At 69.1% G+C, this 21,962-nt stretch carries 18 protein-coding genes; 7 read left to right on the forward strand and 11 right to left on the reverse strand.

Features of this window, described 5'->3' with window-relative positions; all coding sequences use genetic code 11:
* Positions 1 to 17 precede the first annotated feature (17 nt).
* Positions 18 to 3,449 carry a DUF3971 domain-containing protein gene (locus ASG59_RS07085; protein WP_347379676.1) on the reverse strand — a complete coding sequence of 1,144 codons (3,432 nt, stop codon included), beginning with the start codon at positions 3,447 to 3,449 and terminating at the stop codon, positions 18 to 20.
* 258 nt (positions 3,450 to 3,707) lie between these two features.
* Here ASG59_RS07085 and ASG59_RS07090 point away from each other — a divergent pair, with 258 nt between their 5' ends.
* Together ASG59_RS07090 and ASG59_RS07095 are read left to right on the forward strand one after the other, a co-directional pair.
* Positions 3,708 to 4,175 carry a peroxiredoxin gene (locus ASG59_RS07090; RefSeq protein ID WP_056408066.1) on the forward strand — a complete coding sequence of 156 codons (468 nt, stop codon included), beginning with the start codon at positions 3,708 to 3,710 and terminating at the stop codon, positions 4,173 to 4,175.
* An 88-nt stretch (positions 4,176 to 4,263) separates the two neighbouring features.
* The gene (locus ASG59_RS07095) at positions 4,264 to 5,508 is read left to right on the forward strand and encodes a peptidoglycan DD-metalloendopeptidase family protein (RefSeq protein WP_082524033.1); all 1,245 of its coding nucleotides are present in this window, start codon (positions 4,264 to 4,266) and stop codon (positions 5,506 to 5,508) included.
* Between the two features lie 31 nt (positions 5,509 to 5,539).
* Here the strand turns inward: ASG59_RS07095 and prfB are convergent.
* A protein-coding gene (gene prfB, locus ASG59_RS07100) for a peptide chain release factor 2 (RefSeq protein ID WP_156387689.1) occupies positions 5,540 to 6,668 on the reverse strand; the annotation gives its coding sequence in 2 pieces (ribosomal slippage) (positions 5,540 to 6,598 and positions 6,600 to 6,668; 1,128 coding nt in all).
* A 474-nt stretch (positions 6,669 to 7,142) separates the two neighbouring features.
* On the opposite strand from prfB, the gene ASG59_RS07105 reads away from it, so the two are divergent.
* Positions 7,143 to 8,150, forward strand: a complete 1,008-nt coding sequence (locus ASG59_RS07105) for a PAS domain-containing protein (RefSeq protein ID WP_210168505.1) — start codon at positions 7,143 to 7,145, stop codon at positions 8,148 to 8,150.
* 24 nt (positions 8,151 to 8,174) lie between these two features.
* Here ASG59_RS07105 and ASG59_RS07110 read toward each other — a convergent pair whose 3' ends face one another.
* Complete coding sequence (locus tag ASG59_RS07110; RefSeq protein WP_156399146.1) at positions 8,175 to 8,573, reverse strand: hypothetical protein; 399 nt, start codon at positions 8,571 to 8,573, stop codon at positions 8,175 to 8,177.
* 240 nt (positions 8,574 to 8,813) lie between these two features.
* On the opposite strand from ASG59_RS07110, the gene ASG59_RS07115 reads away from it, so the two are divergent.
* Positions 8,814 to 9,092, forward strand: a complete 279-nt coding sequence (locus ASG59_RS07115) for a hypothetical protein (protein ID WP_055885666.1) — start codon at positions 8,814 to 8,816, stop codon at positions 9,090 to 9,092.
* A 71-nt stretch (positions 9,093 to 9,163) separates the two neighbouring features.
* Here the strand turns inward: ASG59_RS07115 and ASG59_RS07120 are convergent, their stop codons facing one another.
* From ASG59_RS07120 to ASG59_RS07130, 3 genes are all read right to left on the reverse strand, one after another.
* Positions 9,164 to 9,376, reverse strand: coding sequence for a hypothetical protein (locus ASG59_RS07120; protein ID WP_056407737.1), 213 nt, complete (start codon positions 9,374 to 9,376; stop codon positions 9,164 to 9,166).
* Between the two features lie 185 nt (positions 9,377 to 9,561).
* Complete coding sequence (locus ASG59_RS07125; RefSeq protein WP_055886389.1) at positions 9,562 to 10,779, reverse strand: LL-diaminopimelate aminotransferase; 1,218 nt, start codon at positions 10,777 to 10,779, stop codon at positions 9,562 to 9,564.
* A 213-nt stretch (positions 10,780 to 10,992) separates the two neighbouring features.
* Complete coding sequence (locus ASG59_RS07130; protein WP_056407739.1) at positions 10,993 to 11,322, reverse strand: hypothetical protein; 330 nt, start codon at positions 11,320 to 11,322, stop codon at positions 10,993 to 10,995.
* A 212-nt stretch (positions 11,323 to 11,534) separates the two neighbouring features.
* Here ASG59_RS07130 and phaC point away from each other — a divergent pair, with 212 nt between their 5' ends.
* On the forward strand, positions 11,535 to 13,277 hold the full coding sequence (gene phaC, locus ASG59_RS07135) for a class I poly(R)-hydroxyalkanoic acid synthase (protein ID WP_200938214.1): 1,743 nt from the start codon (positions 11,535 to 11,537) through the stop codon (positions 13,275 to 13,277).
* A gap of 68 nt (positions 13,278 to 13,345) precedes the next feature.
* Here the strand turns inward: phaC and ASG59_RS07140 are convergent, their stop codons facing one another.
* Positions 13,346 to 14,698 (reverse strand): outer membrane protein transport protein, encoded by a 1,353-nt coding sequence (locus tag ASG59_RS07140; RefSeq protein ID WP_055885679.1) that lies wholly within the window; start codon positions 14,696 to 14,698, stop codon positions 13,346 to 13,348.
* Positions 14,699 to 15,104: 406 nt separating this feature from the next.
* Here ASG59_RS07140 and ASG59_RS07145 point away from each other — a divergent pair, with 406 nt between their 5' ends.
* Entirely contained in the window at positions 15,105 to 15,989 is an 885-nt protein-coding gene (locus tag ASG59_RS07145; RefSeq protein ID WP_056407741.1) for a fumarylacetoacetate hydrolase family protein, read from the forward strand.
* A gap of 73 nt (positions 15,990 to 16,062) precedes the next feature.
* Positions 16,063 to 17,073, forward strand: a complete 1,011-nt coding sequence (gene bioB, locus ASG59_RS07150; RefSeq protein WP_056407743.1) for a biotin synthase BioB — start codon at positions 16,063 to 16,065, stop codon at positions 17,071 to 17,073.
* Positions 17,074 to 17,205: 132 nt separating this feature from the next.
* On the opposite strand, the gene ASG59_RS07155 is transcribed toward bioB, so the two are convergent.
* From ASG59_RS07155 to mnmA, 4 genes are all read right to left on the reverse strand, one after another.
* On the reverse strand, positions 17,206 to 18,741 hold the full coding sequence (locus ASG59_RS07155; protein WP_056408070.1) for a HAMP domain-containing sensor histidine kinase: 1,536 nt from the start codon (positions 18,739 to 18,741) through the stop codon (positions 17,206 to 17,208).
* A 246-nt stretch (positions 18,742 to 18,987) separates the two neighbouring features.
* Positions 18,988 to 19,779 carry a VTT domain-containing protein gene (locus ASG59_RS07160; RefSeq protein WP_056407746.1) on the reverse strand — a complete coding sequence of 264 codons (792 nt, stop codon included), beginning with the start codon at positions 19,777 to 19,779 and terminating at the stop codon, positions 18,988 to 18,990.
* A 26-nt stretch (positions 19,780 to 19,805) separates the two neighbouring features.
* Complete coding sequence (locus tag ASG59_RS07165; protein ID WP_055885691.1) at positions 19,806 to 20,456, reverse strand: methyltransferase domain-containing protein; 651 nt, start codon at positions 20,454 to 20,456, stop codon at positions 19,806 to 19,808.
* A gap of 34 nt (positions 20,457 to 20,490) precedes the next feature.
* Positions 20,491 to 21,654: a tRNA 2-thiouridine(34) synthase MnmA gene (mnmA, locus tag ASG59_RS07170; protein WP_056407748.1), complete on the reverse strand. Its 1,164-nt coding sequence runs from the start codon at positions 21,652 to 21,654 to the stop codon at positions 20,491 to 20,493.
* Between the last annotated feature and the right edge of the window lie 308 nt (positions 21,655 to 21,962).

The following is a 21,962-nucleotide window of genomic DNA, read 5'->3' on the forward strand; positions in this document are numbered from 1 at the left end:
TCCCCGGGCCGCGGCGGTCAGCGTTCGCCGTCGCTTCGGCCGCGCTGTCCGTTGTTGCCCGTCGTCTCGGGCCCCTCGCCGCCCGCGCTGAAGAGCTTGCGCAGGATGCCCGGCGCCAGGGCGGAGAGCGGATTGACGCTCACGTCCGGCGACGTCAGGCGCCCCGAGACGCGGAAGTTGAGGGCGAACAGCCCCTCGTTGTTGCCGCCGCCGAGGAGCTGCCCGAACAGCGGCAGCTGCGAGACCACGTTGTTGAGCCCGTACAGCGGCACGAAGGTGCCCTTCACGTCGGTGCGCTCGCGGCTGGTGTCGAGGAAGCCGCTCAGGGTGAAGCCCATCGCGGCATTCGAGATCGCCGCGTCGGTGAAGTCGACGCGGGATCCGGTGCGCGTGAAATTGGCCCGCAGCCGGTCGAAGCTGACCTCGCTGCCCTGGCCCTGGACGACCTGCTTGCGCCCGCGCGAATCGACGACCTCGCTGGTGGTCGGCCCCTGCGCGATGATGCTCGACAGGGCCGGCTCGTTGCGCAGGGTGAAGTTGGTGATGCGCACGACCCCGGCCTGCGGGCCATCGTTCAGGGCGCTGCTCATGGACAGGCTGCCGCCGTACATCCGCCGGTAGATGTCGGCGAAGCGCAGGGTCGCGCCGGCATCGGCGGCCTCCACCGCCAGGGTCGGCACGCCGCGCTCGCCGCGGGAGATCTGGGCCTGGAAGGGCGTGCCGCGGAACTTGCCGGCGAACTGGGCGCTGCGGATGTCCTTGCCCTTCGTCGTCACGCGGAAGGTGGCGCCGGTGAGGACCTCGCCGTTGAAGCCGGTGACGATGGCGAGGGTGACGTCGGCATCGACGTCCTTGACGGCGCCGTCCTTGGACGGCTTCCCGTCGGGACCGCCGAGGCTCTTCAGGAACGGCCTGGCATCGGCGACCTGGCCCTTGACGACGAGCTTGTAGCCGGCCCCGGCCCGCTCGGCCTGCAGCCGCATGTCGTCGCCCGGCGACAGTTTGAGCGACGAGAGCTCGACCCGCTCGAGCCCCCCGTCGGCCGAGAGCACCACGTTGCCGCGGGCCGAGCCCGGCGCGGCGTCGAGAACCATGTCGCGCAGTTCCATGCCGCCGCCCTGGCCGCCATCGACCATCGTGAAGGTCAGGCGTCCGGCCTTGCCGGCCGATTTGACGAGGCCGGTGACGTCGATCCCCGCCTTCGTCAAATCGGCCTCGACCCGGATATGGCTCTTGGCCGGGCCGCTGCGGCCGATCGGCACCGTGATCCGGGTCGGGATCGAACCGCTGAGCTGGGGCGCCACCGGCATGCCCTTGCGCGCGCGCAGAGCTTCGTCGAGGGACAGGTTGACCAGAACCTCGCCCACGCCGCCGGCCTTGGGCTGGCGCAGGTCTACCGTGAGGGGCGCGCCGGCGACCTTTCCGTCCCCTTTCAACGTGAAGCCGTTGCGGTCGTAGGCGACCGTGAACCGGCCGGCGTCGAGGCGGTCCTTGCCGAAGGCCTTGTCGTAGCTGAGGTCGGTGAGCGTTCCGGTCATGGTCGCCGGCAGGTCGGCCAGATCGGGCATGTTCTTGAGGTCGAGGGGGAAATCGATCCTCAGGTCGGCGTGGCCCTTGACGTTGGCGGGCTCGATGTCCGCACCCGTGACGCTCTTGAACATCTTGGTCTGCAGGAGGGCCGCCAATCCGTCGGCCCCGCCGCCGAGCTTGAGCCCGATCTGCGCCACCACCTTGTCGGGGGTGATCTCCTTGATGACGAAGGAGCCGTCGGAGATGGCCAGGCTGCGGTTGTCCGCCATGCGGATCTCGGCGGTGACGCCCTTGATGGTCGTGCTCTGCCCGGTGATCGTTCCGGTGGCCCTGCCCTGGCTCAAGGGTGGCGCGTCCGGCGAGACGCCGAGGACCGCGTCGGCCACGGAGAAGCGGATGTTGACCGCATTGTCCGGCATCGGCTCGCCACGGGTGGCCGAGGCGAGCTCCGCAGCGCTCATGTCCACGACGATGTCGACGGCCTCGACCTTGCCGCCACGCAGGTTGTCCACGAGGTAATTGCGGGCGGGCGGGGCCACGTGCTCGGGCCACAGGCGCAGGGCCGTGCGTCCGTCCGTGCCGCCGGCGGTGATGTGCAGCGTCAGCCCGTCGTCGTCCGCGGCCGTGCCGATGCTGCCGGTGATCCGGCCGCGGCCGCCGCCGGCCTCCATGGTGAGGTCGTCGATGGTGATGCCGCCGGCCCGGCCGACGAGCCTGGCGTCGAGCTTCGCGACGGCGACCGGCTGGTCCTTTGGCGTGGCTCCGCGCAGGACCGCGTCGCGCCCCGACAAGGCCAGTGACCAATCCGTCTCCGCACCGGCGGGGCCGGCCGTCCAGGCGCCGGCGAGGCGCACGGCGTTGCCCGCGCCGCGATAGTCGATCTCCTCGATCTGCATCGATCGGGCGGCCTCGTCCCAGGTGGCGGCTGCGCGCAGGCTCTCGATGGTAACCGGGTTGAAGTCCTTCTCCTCGATCAGCAGGTTGCCGCCGCCGGTGTGCAGCCCCACCCGCATGCTCTCGATGCGGCCTCCGTCGAGGACGACGTCGGCCTTGGCCGAGAGCTTCAGGTCGGTGGTCACGGGCAGTTTCGACTGGCCCGACAGCAGCAGGAAATCGGTGACCGGCAGGTCGTCGAGGGTGATGACGCCACTGCGCCGCGCGCCGCGCGTCGTTCTGAGGGTGGCGTCGGTCTCGTCGGGGTCGCCACCGGTCGCTGCGAGGTCGCCGGCCGCTTCCTGCAGGTTGCCGCCGAGCCGCCATTCCCCGTGCGGACCGTCGATCCGCAGTTCGAAGATGCGCGCGTTGCGGGCGACATCCCGGCTGAACAGGGCGTTGACCCGGTCGAACACCGCCCGCTCGCGGGCGTCGTCGTCGATGAGGGTGAGCTTGCCGTTGGTGATGCGGGCCCGGTCGAGGGCGCCGACCACCCCGGCGGAATCGAGAACGATCCCGAAGATCGAGGCGACGGAGGCCGAGAGCGGCGAGACGACGCCGCGCGCCGCGTCGACGCTCGGGAGCGTATGCGGCTGCGCCTCGCCGGGATGTCCCGGCGAGGCGGCCGCGAAGGCGATCGACCCGTCGCGATGGACGAGGGCCGTCATCTGCAGGTCGCGGAACTCGATCGAGCGCGGTTGCACCGAGAGCCGCAGCAGGCTCCAGGTATCGATGCTGACCACCGCGGCCGGCGCCCTCATCACGAGCGCGCCTTCCGGATTGATGACATCGAGCCCCTTCACCTCCAGGGCGAGGGATCGCTCGGCGTCGAGCTGCAGGGCGCTGTCGCGCAGGGCGACGCGCCAGCCCGGACCGATCCGCGACGCGATCGCCGCGGTGACCTGCTCCGACAGCCCCTCGATGCGCAGCGGTCCCGATGCCAGGCGCACGATGCCGCTGCCCACCGCGACGACGAGCAGAACCATCACGAGGGCGCACCATCGCAACGGGCGCAGGCGGTTGGGCCGACGCGTACGGCGCGGTCCGTGGGCGGTTTCCTGAACCATCAATCCTTGCGCCGCTGGATCGGCGTGCCGACCCGAGATATCCATCCGTCCGTCGTGTTCGGCCCGCCGTGGCCGTGGCGTCCTGGCCGGGGCCTCCCCGCCCCGGTCGTCCGGTCCGTCGGCGCCGGTAACACCCCGTCCATGGCCACACCATCAATCGGCCGAAAGGAAGGCATGATGCCCCTCGTCGTCGGCGAAGCCGCCCCCGCGTTCGAACTTCCCGGTGCGGGTGGCGAGACGATCACCCTCACCGGGCTCAGAGGCCGCAAGGTCATCCTCTACTTCTACCCCAAGGACGACACCAGCGGTTGTACCCTCGAAGCCCAGGGCTTCAACGCCCTCGGCGAGGCGTTCGCGGCCGCCGAGACGGTCGTCGTCGGCGTCTCCCCGGATTCGGTCAAGAGCCACGACAAGTTCCGGGCGAAGTACGGGCTGACGTTCCCCCTGGCTTCCGACGAGGGCAAGGCGATGCTGGAGGCCTACGGCGTCTGGGTCCAGAAGAGCATGTACGGCAAGACCTACATGGGCGTGGAGCGGACCACGATCCTGATCGACCGCGACGGGCGCATCGCCCAGGTCTGGCCGAAGGTGAAGGTACCCGGCCATGCCGAGGCGGTCCTCGAGGCGGCCCGCGCGCTGGCCTGACCCCGAGCCACGGGACCGGACCGGCCTTTTTGCCGTTCCTTAACCCTAATGGCCTCAACTGACGCTCACGTGGCTCAGGTCCCCAGTGATGCGTCTCGCCGCTCGTCCGTTCTCGTTCCTTCAACGCACCGACACGACGAAGGTCGGCGGCAGTGCTCGCGGTCGGGACGAGCGCCGGCGCCTGCGGGTGCTGACCGTATCGCTGGCGGCCGCCGTGCTCTGGGCGGGTGCCGTCACCTGGTACCTCGTATTCCACGACGAGGCGCTGGCCCGCTTCATCTCGCAGCAGAGCGCGATGCAATACACCTACGAGGAGCGCATCGGTGCCCTCAGGCTCCAGCTCGACCGGGCGGCCATGGAGCGTGCCGCCGTGCGCACGACGGTCGAGGGCAGGATCAGCGACCTCGCCGACCGCCAGGCCGCCCTGGAGCGGCGCCAGTCGCTCCTGTCCAACCTCGCCGGCGAGTCCTCGGGTCTGCCGGCCGACCCCGTAGAGGCGGCGCCCCCCTCGCCGACCGGGGCGACGGCGCGGAACCCCGCAAAACCTTTCCCCACCCCCGACGCCCTCGAGCTGAGGATGCGCGAGGACGACGGCAGCGAGGGCCGGCGTTCCGCCCTGGAAAGCGGGCCGGCCCTGGCCAGTGTCGAGCAGCGCCTCGATCGCCTCGCGGCCCTGCAGTCGCGCGCCCTCGACCGCATCGCCGCGAGGGCCGGCAGCAATGCCCGTCGGATGAGGGGCGTCGTCGCCCGCCTCGGCCTCGATCCCTCGCGGTTCGGCCGTCAGGCCGGCGTCGGGCTCGGAGGTCCGTTCGTGCCGCTGGCCGCCGACCCGTTCGGCATCGCCCTGTCGGACGCGCAGCGCTCCCTGGCCGAGGAGGAGCAGTGGCGCCGCGCCACCGCCGCCCTCCCCTTGCGCCAGCCCTTGTCCGGCGCCTTCACGCCGTCCAGCACCTTCGGCCCGCGCCTCGACCCCTTCACTCGCGGTCTCGCCATGCACACGGGCATCGACATGAGGGCCGAATACGGCGAACCCGCCCGCGCCACGGCGGCGGGACGGGTGACGGCGGCGGATTACGCCGGCGGCTACGGCAACATGGTCGAGATCGACCACGGCAACGGGTTGGCGACCCGCTACGCTCATCTCTCGTCGCTGGCGGTGGTCATCGGGCAGACGGTCGCCGCCGGTGCGATCGTCGGGCGGGTCGGCTCCACCGGACGATCGACCGGCAACCATCTCCACTACGAGACACGGATCGACGGCGAGCCGGTCGATCCGCAGCGGTTCCTGCGCGCGGCAGCCGCTGCCGAGTCCTGGTCCGACGCCGGTCGTTGAAAGCCGTCGTACCGACGGCGCTCGAGATCGATCAGTCGATGTCCTCGACCTCGCCCGCCCCGCCATAGACCCGCTGGGCCAGGGACGCTTCCATGAACGGGTCGAGCGACCCGTCGAGGACGGCATCGGGATCGGTGGACTGGGTACCGGTGCGCAGGTCCTTCACCAGCTGGTAAGGCTGCAGCACATAGCTGCGGATCTGGTGACCCCAGCCGATGTCGGTCTTGGCCGCGTTCTCCGCGTTGGCCTTCTCTTCCCGCTTCTTCAGCTCGGCTTCGTACATGCGCGCGCGCAGCATGTTCCAGGCGGTGGCGCGGTTCTTGTGCTGCGAGCGTTCCTGCTGGCACGCCACCACGATCCCGGTGGGATTGTGGGTGATGCGCACGGCCGAATCGGTCGTGTTCACGTGCTGGCCGCCGGCGCCCGACGACCGATAGGTGTCGATGCGGCAGTCCGATTCCTTGATCTCGATGACGATGCGGTCGTCGATCAGTGGGTAGACCCGCACGCTGGCAAAGCTGGTGTGGCGGCGCGCGCTCGAATCGTAGGGCGAGATCCGCACGAGGCGGTGGACACCGGATTCGGTCTTGAGCCAGCCGTAGGCGTTGTGGCCCTTGACCAGGAGCGTGGCGCCCTTGATCCCGGCCTCGTCACCGTCCGACCATTCGACGATCTCGACCTTGTACTTCCGCCGCTCGGCCCAGCGCGCATACATGCGCTGGAGCATGTTGGCCCAGTCCTGGCTCTCGGTGCCGCCGGCGCCCGCGTGAACTTCGACGTAGGTGTCGAGCCCATCGGCCTCGCCCGAAAGCAGCGTCTCGATCTGGCGGCGCGCGGCCTCCGCCTCCACGGCGCGGACCCCGTTCTCGCCTTCCAGGATCGTGGCCTGGTCACCCTCCATCTCACCGAGTTCGATGAGTGTGGCGGCGTCTTCGAGGTCCTGCGACAGCTTCTTGATGGCGCTGACCGCCTCGTCGAGCTGGGTTCGGTCGCGCATCACCGCCTGTGCGGCCTCGGCGTCGTTCCAGAGGTCGGGATTTTCGGAGGCCGCGTTCAGCTCCGCCAGTCGTTTCTCGACGGTATCCCAGTCAAAGATGCCTCCTCAGCAGTCCGATCGACTGCTTGGCGGCATCCGAGAGTTGTTCGATCTCGGCGCGCATCAGGTGTTTCACACAGCGTTGGGCGGGGAGCGGTGTGATAGCGCCGCCCGGCGGGGGTGTAAACGCCGCCGCCGCTCGCATCGCCCGGATCGCAGCGCACGACGCGGTCCGCATCTCCCGCGGCCCTCGCACCCTCCCCTCCTTCGGGGCCTCGCACCGGGGCTGATCGGTCGTCGGCGAAGCGAAAGACCTGAATTCAGAATTTCTCCTCCGGTCGGTCCGATGCCCGATGCCTTCCTTCCGACGCGATTTCTTTGTGTAAAACAAGCGGTAAACCGGTCGTCGGCAGTAAACCATGTCGTCGGACACTATCGGGCGACGATCAATCGGCTTAACCCACGATGGCCCGATATCGTCGGGCGAACGGCTCGGCACGCTTCGCGGCGTGCCGCCGAGCGGAGCGAGGCCGAGGCCCGGCACGAGATGACCATGCCGTCGATCGATCTGGATCGAACCCATCCGTTCGCGGAGGCCATGCGTGCGTCGAGCATCGCCATGGTGATGACGGACCCGACTCTGCCCGATCACCCCATCGTCTTCGCCAACGACGCCTTCCTGCGCCTGACCGGCTACTCCCTCCTGGAGGTGATGGGTCGCAACTGCCGTTTTCTCCAGGGACCGGACAGCGACGCCGCCGCCATCGCCGACATCCGCCGCGCGATCGCGGCGGGAGTGGATCTCACGGTCGAGCTCGTCAACTATCGCAAGGACGGGTCGGCCTTCCACAATGCCCTGTCCCTGAGCCCGGTTCGCGGAAAGTCCGGCGAGGTCCGGTACTTCTTCGCCACCCAGGTCGACGTGACCGACCAGCACCGGCAGACCGACGAACTGCGCCACGCCAATCTCGCCTTGGCCGCCGCCCTCGAGACCGCGACGACACTGGTCCACGAGATCGACCATCGCGTGAAGAACAATCTGCAGATGGTCTCCGCGATGATCCTGCTGCAGAGTCTCGATCGCTCTGACCTGCGCCTTCGCGACAGCCTGCTGGACACCCTCTCGCGCGTCGAGGCCCTGAGCACCGTCCATCACCGGCTGCACCGGTCGGGCGACGTCTCCCGGTTCGACGTGGCCGACTACGTCCGCGATCTGCTCGACGACCTCGTCGGGGCGACCGGCCGCACCGACATCCGCGTCCGGCTCGACCTGATGCCGGTGCTCGTTCAGGCCGGCAAGTCCGCTGCCCTGGCGTTGCTCTTCAACGAGCTCTTCACCAATGCCCTCAAGCACGCGTTTCCCCCCGGCACGCCGGGGACGCTGGCGGTGAGCATCGCGCGCGAGGCGACCTGCATCGTCGCGGTGATCGAGGACGACGGGGTCGGCGTCTCGCCCACCGCGACGCGGCTGAGCACGTTCGGCCAGTCGCTCATCCAGACGCTCTCGCGCCAGCTCGGCGCAGAGACGACCATCGGCCCGATGAGCCCGTCCGGCACCAGGGTCCGGATCGAGCTGCCCCTGGCTATCGTCGCCGCACCGGTCTGACGGCGCTGCAGAGCCGGTGGAGCGTCAGCGGCTCCGTTCGGGCCGGAGGGCCGGCGCCAGGATGAAGTCGTTGGTCCGCCTGCCGGTGCGCAGCGGGCCCTCGTGAAGGCCGTCGCTGTAGTAGTCGACGCCCGACAGGCCGAACCCGCTTCCGTTCATGACGGTGGGGACGGGGACCGCGCGCACGGCACGCAGATCCTGCCGTTCGGGTCCGACGATGGGCTGGCCGGTATCGCGGTCGACCCGCAACACGACCGGACCGTAGGCGCCGAGCGCACGACCCTGCTGCGCTTCGGCCGAACCGACCGCGAACGGAATCGAACAGGCCAGCATCGCGCCCAACGTCCACGCTGACGCTTGCAGTCCGTGCGGGCGTGACGCGCAGAAAGCAGTCTTCGGAAAGCGTGTCATCGGCAATGTCATCGGCAATATCCTGGGCGGTGGTCGGCGTTCCGCGAGACGACGAGTTCAATGGCGGTCGGTTGCGGGAAGCCTATCACATGCGGTCCTCGCACGGCGCTGATTCCCCGCTCGGCCGAGTGGTCGGGCCTAGCCGCGTGATCGGATCTGGCATTGGCGTCAATCGAGGCAATCGCTGCCGAACGAAACGGCGAATGCCGCGTTGATAGGCCAGCAACCCATCACAAACTTGGAAATCTCATCATGATTCGCAGCACGAGTCTCGCCGTCGCCACCGTCCTCGTCGGCCTCTCCGGCGCCGCCTTTGCGCAGAGCGGCCCGGCCACCCATGACAGCGTCGGTACCAACGCGGCCGGTTCGAAGTCGGGCGTCGTCGGAAAGGGCGACAGCATGGAGGCCGCGCCCTCGACCACCGGGACCGCCGTGGCGCCGGGCGCGCGTATGGCGCCGGGCAGCAACGGGATGGTCACCGGCGACCCGACCGTAGCGCCCAAGCCCTCGAACCCGACGCCCGCTCGCTAAACCACTACGTCGATCGTCGTCGAGGAGGAGGTCGGACCGTTGGTCCGGCCTCTTTTTTCATGGCTAATCCATCAGCCCTTGGTGCGAAGAACGACCTGCGGTTGCCGCTCGACCGGTTCGCAGGTGCTCGACATCGCGTTCAGGACGAGGGGCCGCGTGTCGCAGACATAGGCGACACCGGGTGCCGGAGCCGGGACGGGATCGCGGGCGACGATCGGATTGGGCGCACACGCGCCCGCCGATGCGGCCAGCAGCAGTGAAACGGTCAGGTTCAGTCGACGCATACCATCCTCGGATCACCCGCCGTTCGGCATCGCAGGACCCTGCATCCGCCCTCCCTCCCATGACAAGCATGTGCGCCACCCGCGCATGGTCGGCATCGTCGTTTGCGCAGACGTGTCGCCTGCCGGCAACAAGGTTGTCGGCAGGGCGAAAAACGATGCGCTCCCGGGTCGGGCGGTCGGCGTGCTCACCCGGCCTTGGCCATGGGGACGACGTTGTGCAGCGTCCGGTCGGCGTTCTCGAAGAACCGCCGGATGTTGCGCGCCGCCTGCCGGATACGCTGCTCGTTCTCCACCAGCGCGATGCGCACGAAGGCGTCGCCGTGCTCGCCGAAGCCGATGCCGGGAGCCACCGCCACATCCGACTTCTCCAAAAGCAGCTTGGAGAACTCGAGGCTGCCGAGGTCCTTGAACTTGTCGGGGATCGGCACCCAGGCGAACATCGACGCCGATGGGCTCGGGATCTTCCAGCCGGTCTTGTCGAAGGACTCGATCAGGGCATCGCGGCGCTTCTTGTAGATCGAGCGCATCTCGACGATGCAATCCTCCGGGCCGTTGAGGGCAGCGGTGGCCGCCACCTGGATCGGCGTGAAGGCGCCGTAGTCGAGGTAGGATTTCACGCGGGTGAGCGCGGCGAGCAGCCGTTCGTTGCCGACCGCAAAGCCCATGCGCCAGCCGGCCATGGAGAAGGTCTTCGAGAGCGAGGTGAACTCCACGGTGCAATCCATGGCGCCGGGCACCTGCAGCACCGAAGGCGGCGGCTCGCCCTCGAAATAGACCTCGGCATAGGCGAGGTCGGACAGGATGATGATCTCGTGGCGCTTGGCGAAGGCGACGAGGTCCCGGTAGAAATCGAGGGAGGCGACGTAGGCCGTCGGGTTCGAAGGGTAGCAGACCACGATCGCCACGGGCTTGGGAATCGAGTGCTGCATCGCCTTTTCGACCGCCGGGAAGAAGGCCGGTGTCGGCTCGGCCGGGACGGAGCGGATGACGCCGCCGGCCATCAGGAAGCCGAAGGCGTGGATCGGGTAGCTCGGGTTGGGCACCAGCACCACGTCGCCCGGCGCGGTGATCGCCTGCGCCATGTTGGCGAAACCTTCCTTCGAGCCGAGCGTGGCCACCACCTGCGTGTCAGGGTTCAGGCCGACCCCGAAGCGGCGCTGGTAATAGTTCGCCTGCGCCCGGCGCAGGCCGGCGATGCCCTTCGACGAGGAGTAGCGGTCGGTGCGCGGCCGACCGGCGGTTTCCACCAGCTTGGCGATGACGTGCTTGGGCGCGTCGAGGTCCGGGTTGCCCATGCCGAGGTCGATGATGTCGGCGCCGTTGGCGCGGGCCTGGGCCTTGATCCGGTTCACCTGCTCGAACACGTAGGGCGGCAGGCGCTTGATGCGGTGGAAGTCGGTCATGGCCTTCACGGTGTCCATCGGAACGGGCAAGCCCGTCCATGCTGATCTGTCATCGCTTTGACATCGACGGGAGTCTAGCACCACGCGGCCCAAACGCCGACCCGGAATCTCTAGGCGGGTTTCGCAAAAGCGGTCACCGGCCTTGCGTCGAAAACCTGCGACAGACCAACGACCTGAGCAGGGTGAAGCGTTGGCCTGCCGACGCGACCCTGTCTAGGGCGTCGCGCTGGCGGGCTTGGTGGCGCGCGCCGCGCTCTCGGCGGCCCGGCCCTTGGCTTCGTTGGCGCCGCGCGCGCCTTCGAGTTCGGCCGCCAGCGCCTTGGCGCCTTCGCTGGAGCGGGCGCGGATCGGTCGCGCCGGTGCCGAGACGCCCACCGGTAGGAACGTCTCGTCGGTCTTGCGCGAGCCGGCCACGAATTCCGGCGCCGCGACGGGCTTGGCGGCAGGCGCCATGTAGGCCTGGCGCAGCGGGCTGACGTCGCCCGAACAGCCGGTGACCGCCATAGCCAGGACGACGAGGGCGGGGACGGCGAGCCGGAGCATGTCGGTCCTGCGCGAGAAAGCGGTGCGAATCCCGTAGCGTCCCGTCGCACTCGCGCGTTAATTTGGCGGAAACGAGGCTAGCCCCACCGCATCGGACCCGGCACGGTGGCAGGCGACAAGGCCGACACTCAGGGAGACTCGCACGCGTGAGCATCGACAGCACCACGCCGCGGCCCGATATCGAGGCCCTGTCCCGCAACGCCAGTCAGTTCATGGAGGAGTTCGGACGCGCCGCCGCCCTCTACATGGCGCCGAAGGTGGCGCAGCCGGGCGCCCTCGCCGTTCCCGAGCCGATCGAGCCCCCGGAAGAGGTCAACGACGTGGTCCGCACCCTCGGCACGGTGGCCGAGAGCTGGATGGTCGATCCTCAGAAGGCGATGCAGGCGCAGGCCAAGCTGAGCGAGGCCTTCATCGCCCTGTGGGGCTCGACCTGGCATCGGCTCCAGGGCGAGGCGGTGCCGCCGGTGGCCGAACCCGAGCCCAAGGACACCCGGTTCAAGCACGCCGACTGGTCGGCCAACCCGGTCTTCGACTTCATCAAGCAGAGCTACCTGATCACCTCGCGCTGGGCCGAGGAGCTCGTGGTCGAAGCCGACGGCATCGACGACCACACACGGCACAAGGCGCAGTTCTACCTGCGCCAGATCGCGGGTGCCCTGTCGCCGTCGAACTTCGTGATGACCAATCCCGAGCTCATCCGCCACACCCTGGAGGAGAACGGCGCCAACCTCGTGCGCGGCATGAAGATGCTCGCCGAGGACATCGAGGCGGGCAAGGGGCAGTTGCGGGTGCGCCAGACCGACCCCTCCAACTTCGAGGTCGGCGTCAACATGGCGGTGACGCCGGGCGAGGTGGTGTTCCGCAATGATCTGATCGAGCTGATCCAGTACGCGCCCACCACCGAGACGGTGCTCAAGCGCCCGTTCCTGATCGTGCCGCCGTGGATCAACAAGTTCTACATCCTCGATCTCAACCCGCAGAAGAGCCTGATCCGCTGGATGGTCTCGCAGGGCCTGACCGTGTTCTGCATCTCCTGGGTCAATCCGGACGAGCGTCATGCCGGCAAGGACTTCGAGAGCTACATGCGCGAGGGTATCGAGGCGGCCATCGACGCCATCGGGGTCGCCACCGGCGAGACGGAGGTCGCCGCGGCCGGCTACTGCGTCGGCGGCACCCTGCTGGCGGTGACCCTGGCGATGCAGGCGGCCACCGGCAACAAGCGCATCAAGAGCGCCACCTTCCTCACGACGCAGGTAGATTTCACCCACGCCGGCGATCTCAAGGTGTTCGCCGACGAGGGGCAGATCAGCGCCATCGAAGCCAAGATGAAGAAACGCGGCTACCTCGAGGGGTCGGGCATGGCCGCCGCGTTCAACATGCTGCGGCCCAACGATCTCATCTGGTCCTACGTCGTCAACAACTACGTCAAGGGCAAGAAGCCGCTACCCTTCGACCTGCTCTACTGGAACGCCGACGCGACCCGAATGCCGGCGGCCAACCACTCGTTCTACCTGCGCAACTGCTACCTGGAGAACACCCTCGCGCGGGGCAAGATGACCATCGGCAACATCCGCCTCGACCTGAAGAAGGTGAAGGTGCCGGTCTTCAACCTCGCCACCCGCGAGGACCACATCGCCCCGGCTCTGTCGGTGTTCGAGGGCTCGTCGAAATTCGGCGGCAAGGTCGACCTCGTGGTGGCCGGGTCCGGCCACATCGCCGGCGTCGTCAACCCGCCTGACAAGCCGAAATACGGCTTCTGGACCGGAGGGCCGGCCAAGGGCCGTTTCGAGGATTGGCTGGCCGCCGCCACCGAGACCAAGGGATCGTGGTGGCCCTACTGGTTCTCCTGGCTGGAGCATCAGGCGCCCGCCCGCGTTCCGGCGCGCGTCCCGGGTGCGGCCGGCCTTCCCTCGCTCGGACCCGCACCAGGCACCTACGTCCGTATGAAGGCGTGACGTCGCAGCCTGCCGCCGGCGCCGGGCCGCGGAATTCCTCCGCGGCCGGTGCCGATTTCAGGCCTTGCTCAGTACTTGCGGACGATCGGAGCCACCGGACGCACCGGCTCGCCGAAGACGTAGCGGAAGCCCACGGACACGATGTCGGCGCTGCCGCGGGTGTCGGCGGCGAACGCGATGCTCTGGCCGGTGAGCAGGCGCTCGTTGTAGTCGCGCCCGGCGCCCGCCAGGATCTTGCTGTCGCCGACCAGGAACAGGTGGGAATAGGCCAGCAGCAGGGTGAGCTTCTCGTTCCAGCGGTAGCTCGCACCCAGCGAGACGTTGAAGCGGTCGCTGTCGGGAAGCCGCACGGAGCGGTTCTCGAAATCGATCGGCGAGATCTCGTAGGCGACGCCGCCGCGCACGGTCAGGTTCGGCGACCAGTCGTATTCGGCGCCGACCGAATAGGTGAAGCCGTCCTTGTAGTTGAGCGGCAGCGACGAGATGGTCAGGCCCGAGCTGCGCTGGACGATGCCGATGTCGCCGGCCCTCGACCAGTTGTCCCACTCGAAGCCGAAGCTGACGCGGGTGACCGGGTTGATCGCCTGCGTCAGGCCCACCGTGACCTTCTCGGGGGTGTTGAAGTTGGCCCTGACCTGACCGGCCCGGCCGGCGAGGGCCACCAGCGGCACGCCGACGGCACCCTCGATCTCATGGTGCACCGACGAGCGGTAGCCGACGCCCAGCGTGGTGCCGGTGGGGGCCGTGATCAGCGCGCCGGCCGTGAAGCCCACACCCCAGGAATCGCCCTTGAGCGACGTGCTGGGCAGGGCGACGGTGGGGACGTTGAAGGGAGGTCCCGCGAGCACGCCGGTGGCTTGACGCAAGGTCAGGCGGAAATACTCGATGTTCGGCCCGGCGGCGACGGACAACCACTCGTTGACCTTGTAGCCGATGACCGGATTGAAGGAGAGGGAGAAGATCCGGTTGGAGCGCCCGTAGACTTCGCCGGCCCAGGTGTTGCGCGGCTTGGTCACGAGGCCGAACGGCGCCCCGGTCTGGAGCCCGAGCCAGATCCGATCGTTGAGCTGATACGACGTCGCGCCGGCCGGTACGATGGCGCCCTGGCCGATGTCGCCGCTGCCGCCGAGGCCGGCGAAGGCCGGGCTGGTGCCGGCCTGGGGCGTGATCCGCGCCGAGAGGTTGATGAAGCTGAGGTTCTGCTCCTTCACGAAGCCCGGCGCCATCGTCACCGTGGCGGGGTTCCAGAACATGGAGGAGACGCCGCCCGAGCCCGAGGCCGCGCCCGCGAAGGCCAACCCCTGCGCTTGTGCACTCTGCTCGCGGATCGCGAAGGCGCCGGCCTGCGCCTCGCCCCAGCCCGCCGTGAGGGCCGTCGCCGACAGGCCCGCGATGGCCAGTCCCCGAAGATGTCCGATCATGACCCGTTCCCCAGCCTTGGCTCTTGTGTCTGGCGTTCGCGTGCCCGAGCCAAACCCCCGCGCCGCCGCCTTGGGAACATGATTGCCGCGCCTCCCGTGACTTCGCAATCCCTCCGTTCGTCTTGAAAAAAATCGATATTTGTTTCGGTTATAGAGATGAGATATCGCTTTTCATCGTAGCGAGTCATCTTTCTCGGATATCGAAACCGTGAGTCGAGAATTGGTTCACATCTAAACATTCTGCAGGATGATGCAGGTGCCGGACAAAAACGCGCAGGTGATGTCCGGTTGAGCGGGGCCCGTGTGGTTCGTGCAACAGGTTCGGTCGCATCGTCGGCGTTTCGGCCTTGCCCTCGGGCGGAGAGGCCCAATTTCCCTAATCGACCGTTAACGAGAGGCGAAAAAGATGAAGCTGGTCCGCCATGGAGCGAGGGGCGACGAGAGGCCCGGTCTGATCGATGCCGACGGCACGATTCGCGACCTGTCGGGGATCGTGCGGGATATTGCCGGCCGCCACCTGTCCCGGAGTAGCCTCGAGCGCATCCGCGCCATCGACCCGGCGAGCCTGCCGCCGGTCGACGCCGGTACCCGGCTCGGCCCCTGCGTCGGCGGGACCCGCAACTTCGTCGCGATCGGCCTGAACTACGCCGACCATGCGGCCGAGACCGGCGCGGCGATCCCCTCCGAGCCGATCGTGTTCAACAAGGCACCGTCCTGCATCTGCGGGCCGAACGACGACCTCATCCTTCCCAAGGGTTCGGCCAAGACCGATTGGGAGGTGGAACTCGCCGTGGTGATCGGCTCGACGGCCTCCTACGTCCACGCCAACGAGGCGCTCGATTACGTGGCCGGCGTCTGCATCTGCAACGACGTCTCGGAGCGCGAATTCCAGATGGAGCGCGGCGGCACCTGGACCAAGGGTAAGGGCTGCCCGACCTTCGGTCCCCTCGGGCCCTGGCTCGTCACCCTCGACGAGGTGCCGGCCCTCGACGACCTCGCGATGCATCTCGACGTCAACGGCGAGCGCATGCAGACCGGCTCCACCGCGACGATGATCTTCGGGGTGGCGCAGATCGTCGCCTACCTGTCCCATTTCATGATCCTGGAGCCCGGCGACGTCGTCACCACCGGTACGCCGCCCGGCGTCGGCCTCGCCCGGAAGCCGCCGCGCTACCTGAAGAGCGGCGACGTGGTCAGCCTCGGCATCGCGGGGCTCGGGCGGCAACGCCAGACGGTGGTCGCCTTCGACGACTGGACGGCCAAGGTCGCCGCGGGCGAGCCGACGAACTGAGTCGGCTCGCAGTCGGGCTCGGGCGACTGCGCCCTCGGCTTGATTTTCCGGCCGGGATTGGCCTCTTAGGCGGATGACCGAGACCGCCTCCGCCTCCGCCCCGTCCCACGCATCCCCGGCGATCCGGCACGACTGGACCGTCGCGGAGATCCAGGCGATCCACGACCTGCCGCTGCTCGATCTCGTGTATCGGGCGGCCGAGGTCCACCGGGCGCACAACGATCCCGCCGACATCCAGCGGGCGAGCCTCCTGTCGATCAAGACGGGCGGTTGCCCGGAGGACTGCGCCTATTGTCCGCAATCGGCCCACCACAAGGACGCCGGGCAGGTGCGCGAACGCCTGATGCCGGTGGATACGGTGCTGCGCGAGGCCGCCGCCGCCAAGGCTTCGGGCGCCCACCGCTTCTGCATGGGGGCGGCGTGGCGCCAGCCCAAGGACGGGCCGGAGTTCGATGCCGTCCTCGCCATGGTGCGGGGGGTCCGCGCCATGGGCATGGAGGCCTGCGTGACGCTGGGGATGCTCACGGCCTCGCAGGCGGGGCGCCTGGCCGAGGCCGGCCTCACCTCCTACAACCACAACCTCGACACCGGCCCGGACTTCTACGGCGACATCATCTCGACGCGGACCTACGAGGACCGGCTGACGACGCTGGAGAACGTGCGCGAGGCCGGCATCGGCGTCTGCTGCGGCGGCATCGTCGGCATGGGCGAGGCGATCAGCGACCGGGCCGGGATGCTCCAGGTCCTCGCCAACCACGCGCCGCATCCCGAGAGCGTGCCGATCAACGCCCTCGTCGCCGTGCCCGGCACCCCCCTCGAGGACCGCCCGCCCGTCGATCCCCTCGACATCGTGCGGATGTGCGCCACGGCGCGGATCGTGATGCCGCGCGCGCGCGTGCGCTTGAGCGCCGGCCGGAAGGAACTGACCCGCGAGGCCCAGATCCTGTGCTTCCTTGCCGGCGCCAATTCGATCTTCTACGGCGAGCGGCTCCTGACCACCGCCAACAACGAAACCGACGCCGACGCCGAACTCCTGCGCGACATCGGGATCATCGTCCCCGGCCTCGCACTGGCGGCCGAATAGGCATCGACGACCGGTCTGCCGTTCGGCGCGCTCAGGCTGGTTAACAATCAGCGTCGCCGGCCGTTCTCCAAGCCGCGACGTCATCGCGTGGCCGCCTGACACGGTCCTGCGCGCGGCATCGTTCGACCACCCTCACGCGACCTTCGCGTCACCCTCGCCCGAGGCATAGCTGTCGGGAATGACGATCCGGAAGCAGGCGCCGGTGGTACCTTCGTCGAGGCCGAGGGTCGCTCCGTTGAGATGGACCAGCTCCGAGGCGATGGCGAGGCCGAGCCCGCTGCCGCCGGCCCGCATCGACCCCTGGAAGGGCGCGAACAAGGTCGCCCGCGCGCTCTCGGGCAGACCGGGGCCGTTGTCGGCGATCAGGATGACCACGCGCCCGCCGTCGCGGCGCGCGGTCACAGTGACGAGGGGGGACACCTCCTGGGTTCCCGCCGCATCGAGGGCCTGGACCGCGTTGCGCACGATGTTGATCAGCGCGCGCGAGAACTGCTCGGGGTCGACGAAGACCGTGAGCCCGGCCTCCGCCCGCGTCCGGATCGCGATCCGGGAATCGTGGCTCAGCCCGGCCAGATCCTCCATCTCGCTGAGGATCGGGGCGAGCAGGACATGGCGCCGCTGCGGGAACGGCTCGGTGGCGCGGCCGTAGGCCAGCGTCGCCTCGCAGAACCGGATCGCCCGATCGAGGGTCGCGATCAGGCGGGGAGCGACACGCTGGACCACCGGATCGGCGACTCCTTCGAGGCGGTCGCCGAGGAGCTGCGCGGTCGTCAGCAGGTTCCTGAGCTCGTGGTTGATCTTGCTCACCGACAGCCCGAGCCCGGCCAGGCGCCGCCGTTCCCGCAATTCGCCCGCCAGGGCCCCCTGCATCTGCGCCAGGGCGATCTCCGCCCGGCCGATCTCGTCCTTGCGCCGGGACGGGACGATGTTGCGGCCGATGCCTTCGGGGTCGCTGGCGAAGGCGCCGACGTTGGCCATCAGCCGGCGGACCGGACGCGAGACACGGCGGCTCACCACAAGGGAGACGAGACCTGCGATCGCCAGCGCCGACAGCAGGGCCGCGACCACAAGCTGGATCGCCACGTCGATCATCGAAGCCCGCATCTCCGTTTCGTCGACCAGGACCTCGACGCGAGGAAGCTGGGCGCGCGGGGCCGGACGGTCGTCGACGGCGGACGTGTGACGCGCGCTCCCGTGACCGACGACCCAAAGCGTCCGCATCGACCCGTCGAAGACGAGCGTTCCGGCCGCGGCCGTCGCGGCGGCAACCCCTTCGACGCCGATGTGGAGCTTGCGGCTGCCGGCGTCCGCTTCGGCAACGCTGCCGATGAGACGCCGGACGCCGACGGTCTCGACGGCGATGGCCCTGGCCCCGAGGGTGTCGAGCAGCAGCCGGATCCTGTCCTCCTGTGGACTCCCGACGGGCGCGAACTCGACGGCGATGGCCGCGATCGTCGCCGCATTGAGGCGTTCCGACAGCCAGTCACGACGAACCTGGACGATCACTGCGATCGCCACGAGAAGTCCGATGGTAAAAACCAAGACGAAGACGGCGACGAACAGCCGGCCCGACAAGTCGAACCACCTCTCCGCACGGGCGCCGACTTCCCGACGGTCGGGTTGCGCGGGCGAGGGATCTGTCTTGGCGACGTCGATGGCTGCAGTCATGTCCATACCGGTCGTTATCGCTTCGTGCCATCGTGTCGCGAACCGACCGTCGACCCCATTCGACGGCACAGGGATAACGATAGCTTGTCGAGGGGCCAAGTCCGGCAAAATAGTCTTATACACGATCGACCGCATGCGCGGTCGTCATGCTCTGACCGTCAGGATACCATCATCGCACGACGTTGACGAAGGTTCACCGCGAGATGGGATTCTCGCCGCATGGCCCGCCCCCCCATGCGGTCGTGATCAGGCGCCGCGTCGCCGTTGGCGCCGGTCGAACCAACGCTTGAGCGCCACCGAACCGAGCGCCAGGGCCGCCAGCGCGACGAGCCCCGCCACCGTTTTCGGCGTCGCGAACGCCCCGAACGACAGCGTGGCGTCGCAATCGAGGCCGGAAGCGGCCAAGCACGCCGCCCTGGCCGCTTCGTGGGTGGCCACGATATCCTCGATGGCCGCTCCCGCCGCCGCATAGACGAAGGCCCCGGGGGTCAGGCCCACTACGGTCGCGAGAACGAAGGTCGAGAGCCGCACCCCGAAGGCGGCCGGGGCGAGATTGGTGAGCCAGAACGGGAAGACCGGCAGGAGCCTCAGCACGACGACGTAGCCGAAGGCGTCCCGCCGGAAGCCGTCGGCGAGGGCCGCGAGCCGGGGCCCGGCCCTGCGGGCGAGGAGGTCGGCGGCCGCCCAGCGCCCGATCGAGAACACGATGGCCGCCCCCGTCGAGGCCGCGGCGACGGCGAGGCAGGCGCCGGCGGTCATGCCGAACAGGAAGCCGCAGATCATCGTCAGGAACAGGGAGGCCGGCACCGAGACGACGACGCAACCCACGTAGACGAGCCAGGCCGTTGCCATCGCGCGGGCCGGGTTCTCGGCGACCGCCGCCGACAGCCAAGCCCGGGACGCGAGGAGTTGGTCGAGGTCGACGAAACGGGAAGCCCCGGACACGAGTACGCCGACGGAGGCCGCCACCAGAAGTGCGAAGGGCAGCCAGCGCAGGGCGGCCCCTCCACGCCAGCGCAGGTCGCCGCCGCTCCTCATGCGCACTCCTGGGTCGCCGCGCCCGGTCAGACCGGCTTGCGCATCCTCAGGATCTTGAAGAAACCGCCCGGGAAGGTCGGGGCGACCCCGATGAACTCGACGCCGTTCCTGCGCGCCCAGGCCTCGATCCGGGTCGACTTGAAGTCGGAGGACCAGCCGATCTTGGTGCAGAGCGGCGCCACGATCTCCTCGACCTTGGCCATGGGGCCGTCGCTCTGGCCGAAGTGGTTGGCGAGCACGATCTCGCCGCCAGGCCGCACCACGCGCAGGAACTCCGAGAGCGCCCCCTCCGGGTCCGGCACCAGGGTGATCAGGAACTGCGCCACGACCGCATCGAAGCTGCCGTCGGCATAACCGAGGCGGCACACGTCCATGACCTGCAGGCCGCGCACATGCGAGAGCCCGCGACGCAGGACCTTGCGGCGCGCCCGCTTGAGCATGTCCTCGGACAGGTCGACCCCGCACACGAAGCTGCCGGGCGGGTAGTAGCCGAGCGACAAGCCGGTCCCGACGCCGGCCTCGAGGATGCGCGGGCCGCAGGCGACCGCCGCCTGGACCGCGTCGCGGGCGGCCGGCTCGGTCAGCTTGTCGTAGACCACGTCGTAGACCGGCGCCCACCGCGCGTAGGCCTTGCGCATCAGCGCGGTGCTCGGACCGGCCTGCGGCTCGCTCAGCATGTCGACCTCGTATCTGGGGAGTCGGGGAAGGAGTTCAGGCGGCGCGGGCGGTTCCCGCCTGCAGGGCGTCGATCCGCCGGATGGTGCCGCCGCCCAAGACGCGAGCCCGCGGCCCGTCGTCGGCGTAGAGGACGCAGGCCTGGCCCGGCGAGACCCCGTCCTCGGGCAGCCCGAGCACGACATCGGCCTCACCCGTCGCGGGCCTGTAGCTCAGGGTCGCCGGCCGGGGCTCGCGGGTCGAGCGCACACGGACCGCCACCGGCATGTCGGTGATGCCGGCGGCCGGCATCGGTCCGAGCCAATTCACGTCGGTCAGGCGCATGCGGCTGGTGGCCAGCGCCGCCCGGGGGCCGACCACGACCCGGGCCGAGTCGGGCTCCAGGCGGATCACGTAGAGCGGCTCGCCCAGCGCCAGGCGCAGACCGCGCCGCTGGCCGACGGTGTAATGAATGATGCCCTCGTGCCGCCCCAGCACCCGGCCGTCGAGGTCGACCACGTCGCCGGGCCTGGCCGCGTCGGGGCGCAGCTTGGCGATCACGTCGGCATAGCGGCCCTGCGGCACGAAGCAGATGTCTTGGCTGTCGGCCTTGTCCGATACCGACAGGCCGAATTCGCGCGCCAGGCGGCGGGTCTCGTCCTTGGGCAACTCGCCGAGGGGAAAGCGCAGGAAGTCGAGCTGCTCCGGGGTGGTGGCATAGAGGAAGTAGCTCTGGTCGCGCGCCGGATCGAGGGCGCGGTACAGCGCCCGTTCGGGCGCGCCCGGGGCGATCGGCCGGCTCGCCACGTAATGGCCGGTGGCCAGGGCATCCGCGTCGAGGCTGCGGGCGAGGCCCAGCAGGTCGCGAAACTTCACGGACCGATTGCACTCGACGCAAGGGATCGGAGTCTCGCCGGCGAGGTAGCTCTCGGCGAAGCGATCGATCACCGCCTCGCGGAACTTGTCCTCGTAGTCGAGGACGTAATGCGGAATGTCGAGGGATTCCGCGACGCGGCGGGCGTCGTCGATGTCCTGGCCGGCGCAGCAGGCGCCCTTGCGATGGGTCGCGGCGCCGTGGTCGTAGAGCTGGAGCGTGACGCCGACGACATCGTAGCCCTCGCGCTTGAGCAACCCGGCCACGACAGAGGAGTCGACGCCGCCGGACATGGCGACGACGACCCGCGTCTCGTGCGGAGCCTTGGGAAGGTCGAGGGAATTCATCGTGTCGCGGCTTGCCGGTGCCCGGAAGGGGAACGGACCCGTTCGCCCGCTCCCTTCCTATAGCGATCCCGCCCCGCAAGTTCCAGGGATGGCGGCGGTTTCGCCGCCGCATCCGTCATGGCGGCCCGGTCGGCACCGTGAGGTCGGCAGATCCTGCCGATCCGCGGCAGATTCGGCAGGGTCCGGCTGCGTACGCCGAGCCGGCGTTTCCGAAAAACCGTTGTTTTCGAGCGGCTTGAATGGCCGTCTATCTGGCTCGGCCCTTGCCATACCTCTTGCCGAGGTCGGGCGAGACGGATGACGATGCG

This window comes from Methylobacterium sp. Leaf466, from assembly GCF_001425565.1.
Taxonomy (GTDB): Bacteria; Pseudomonadota; Alphaproteobacteria; order Rhizobiales; family Beijerinckiaceae; genus Methylobacterium.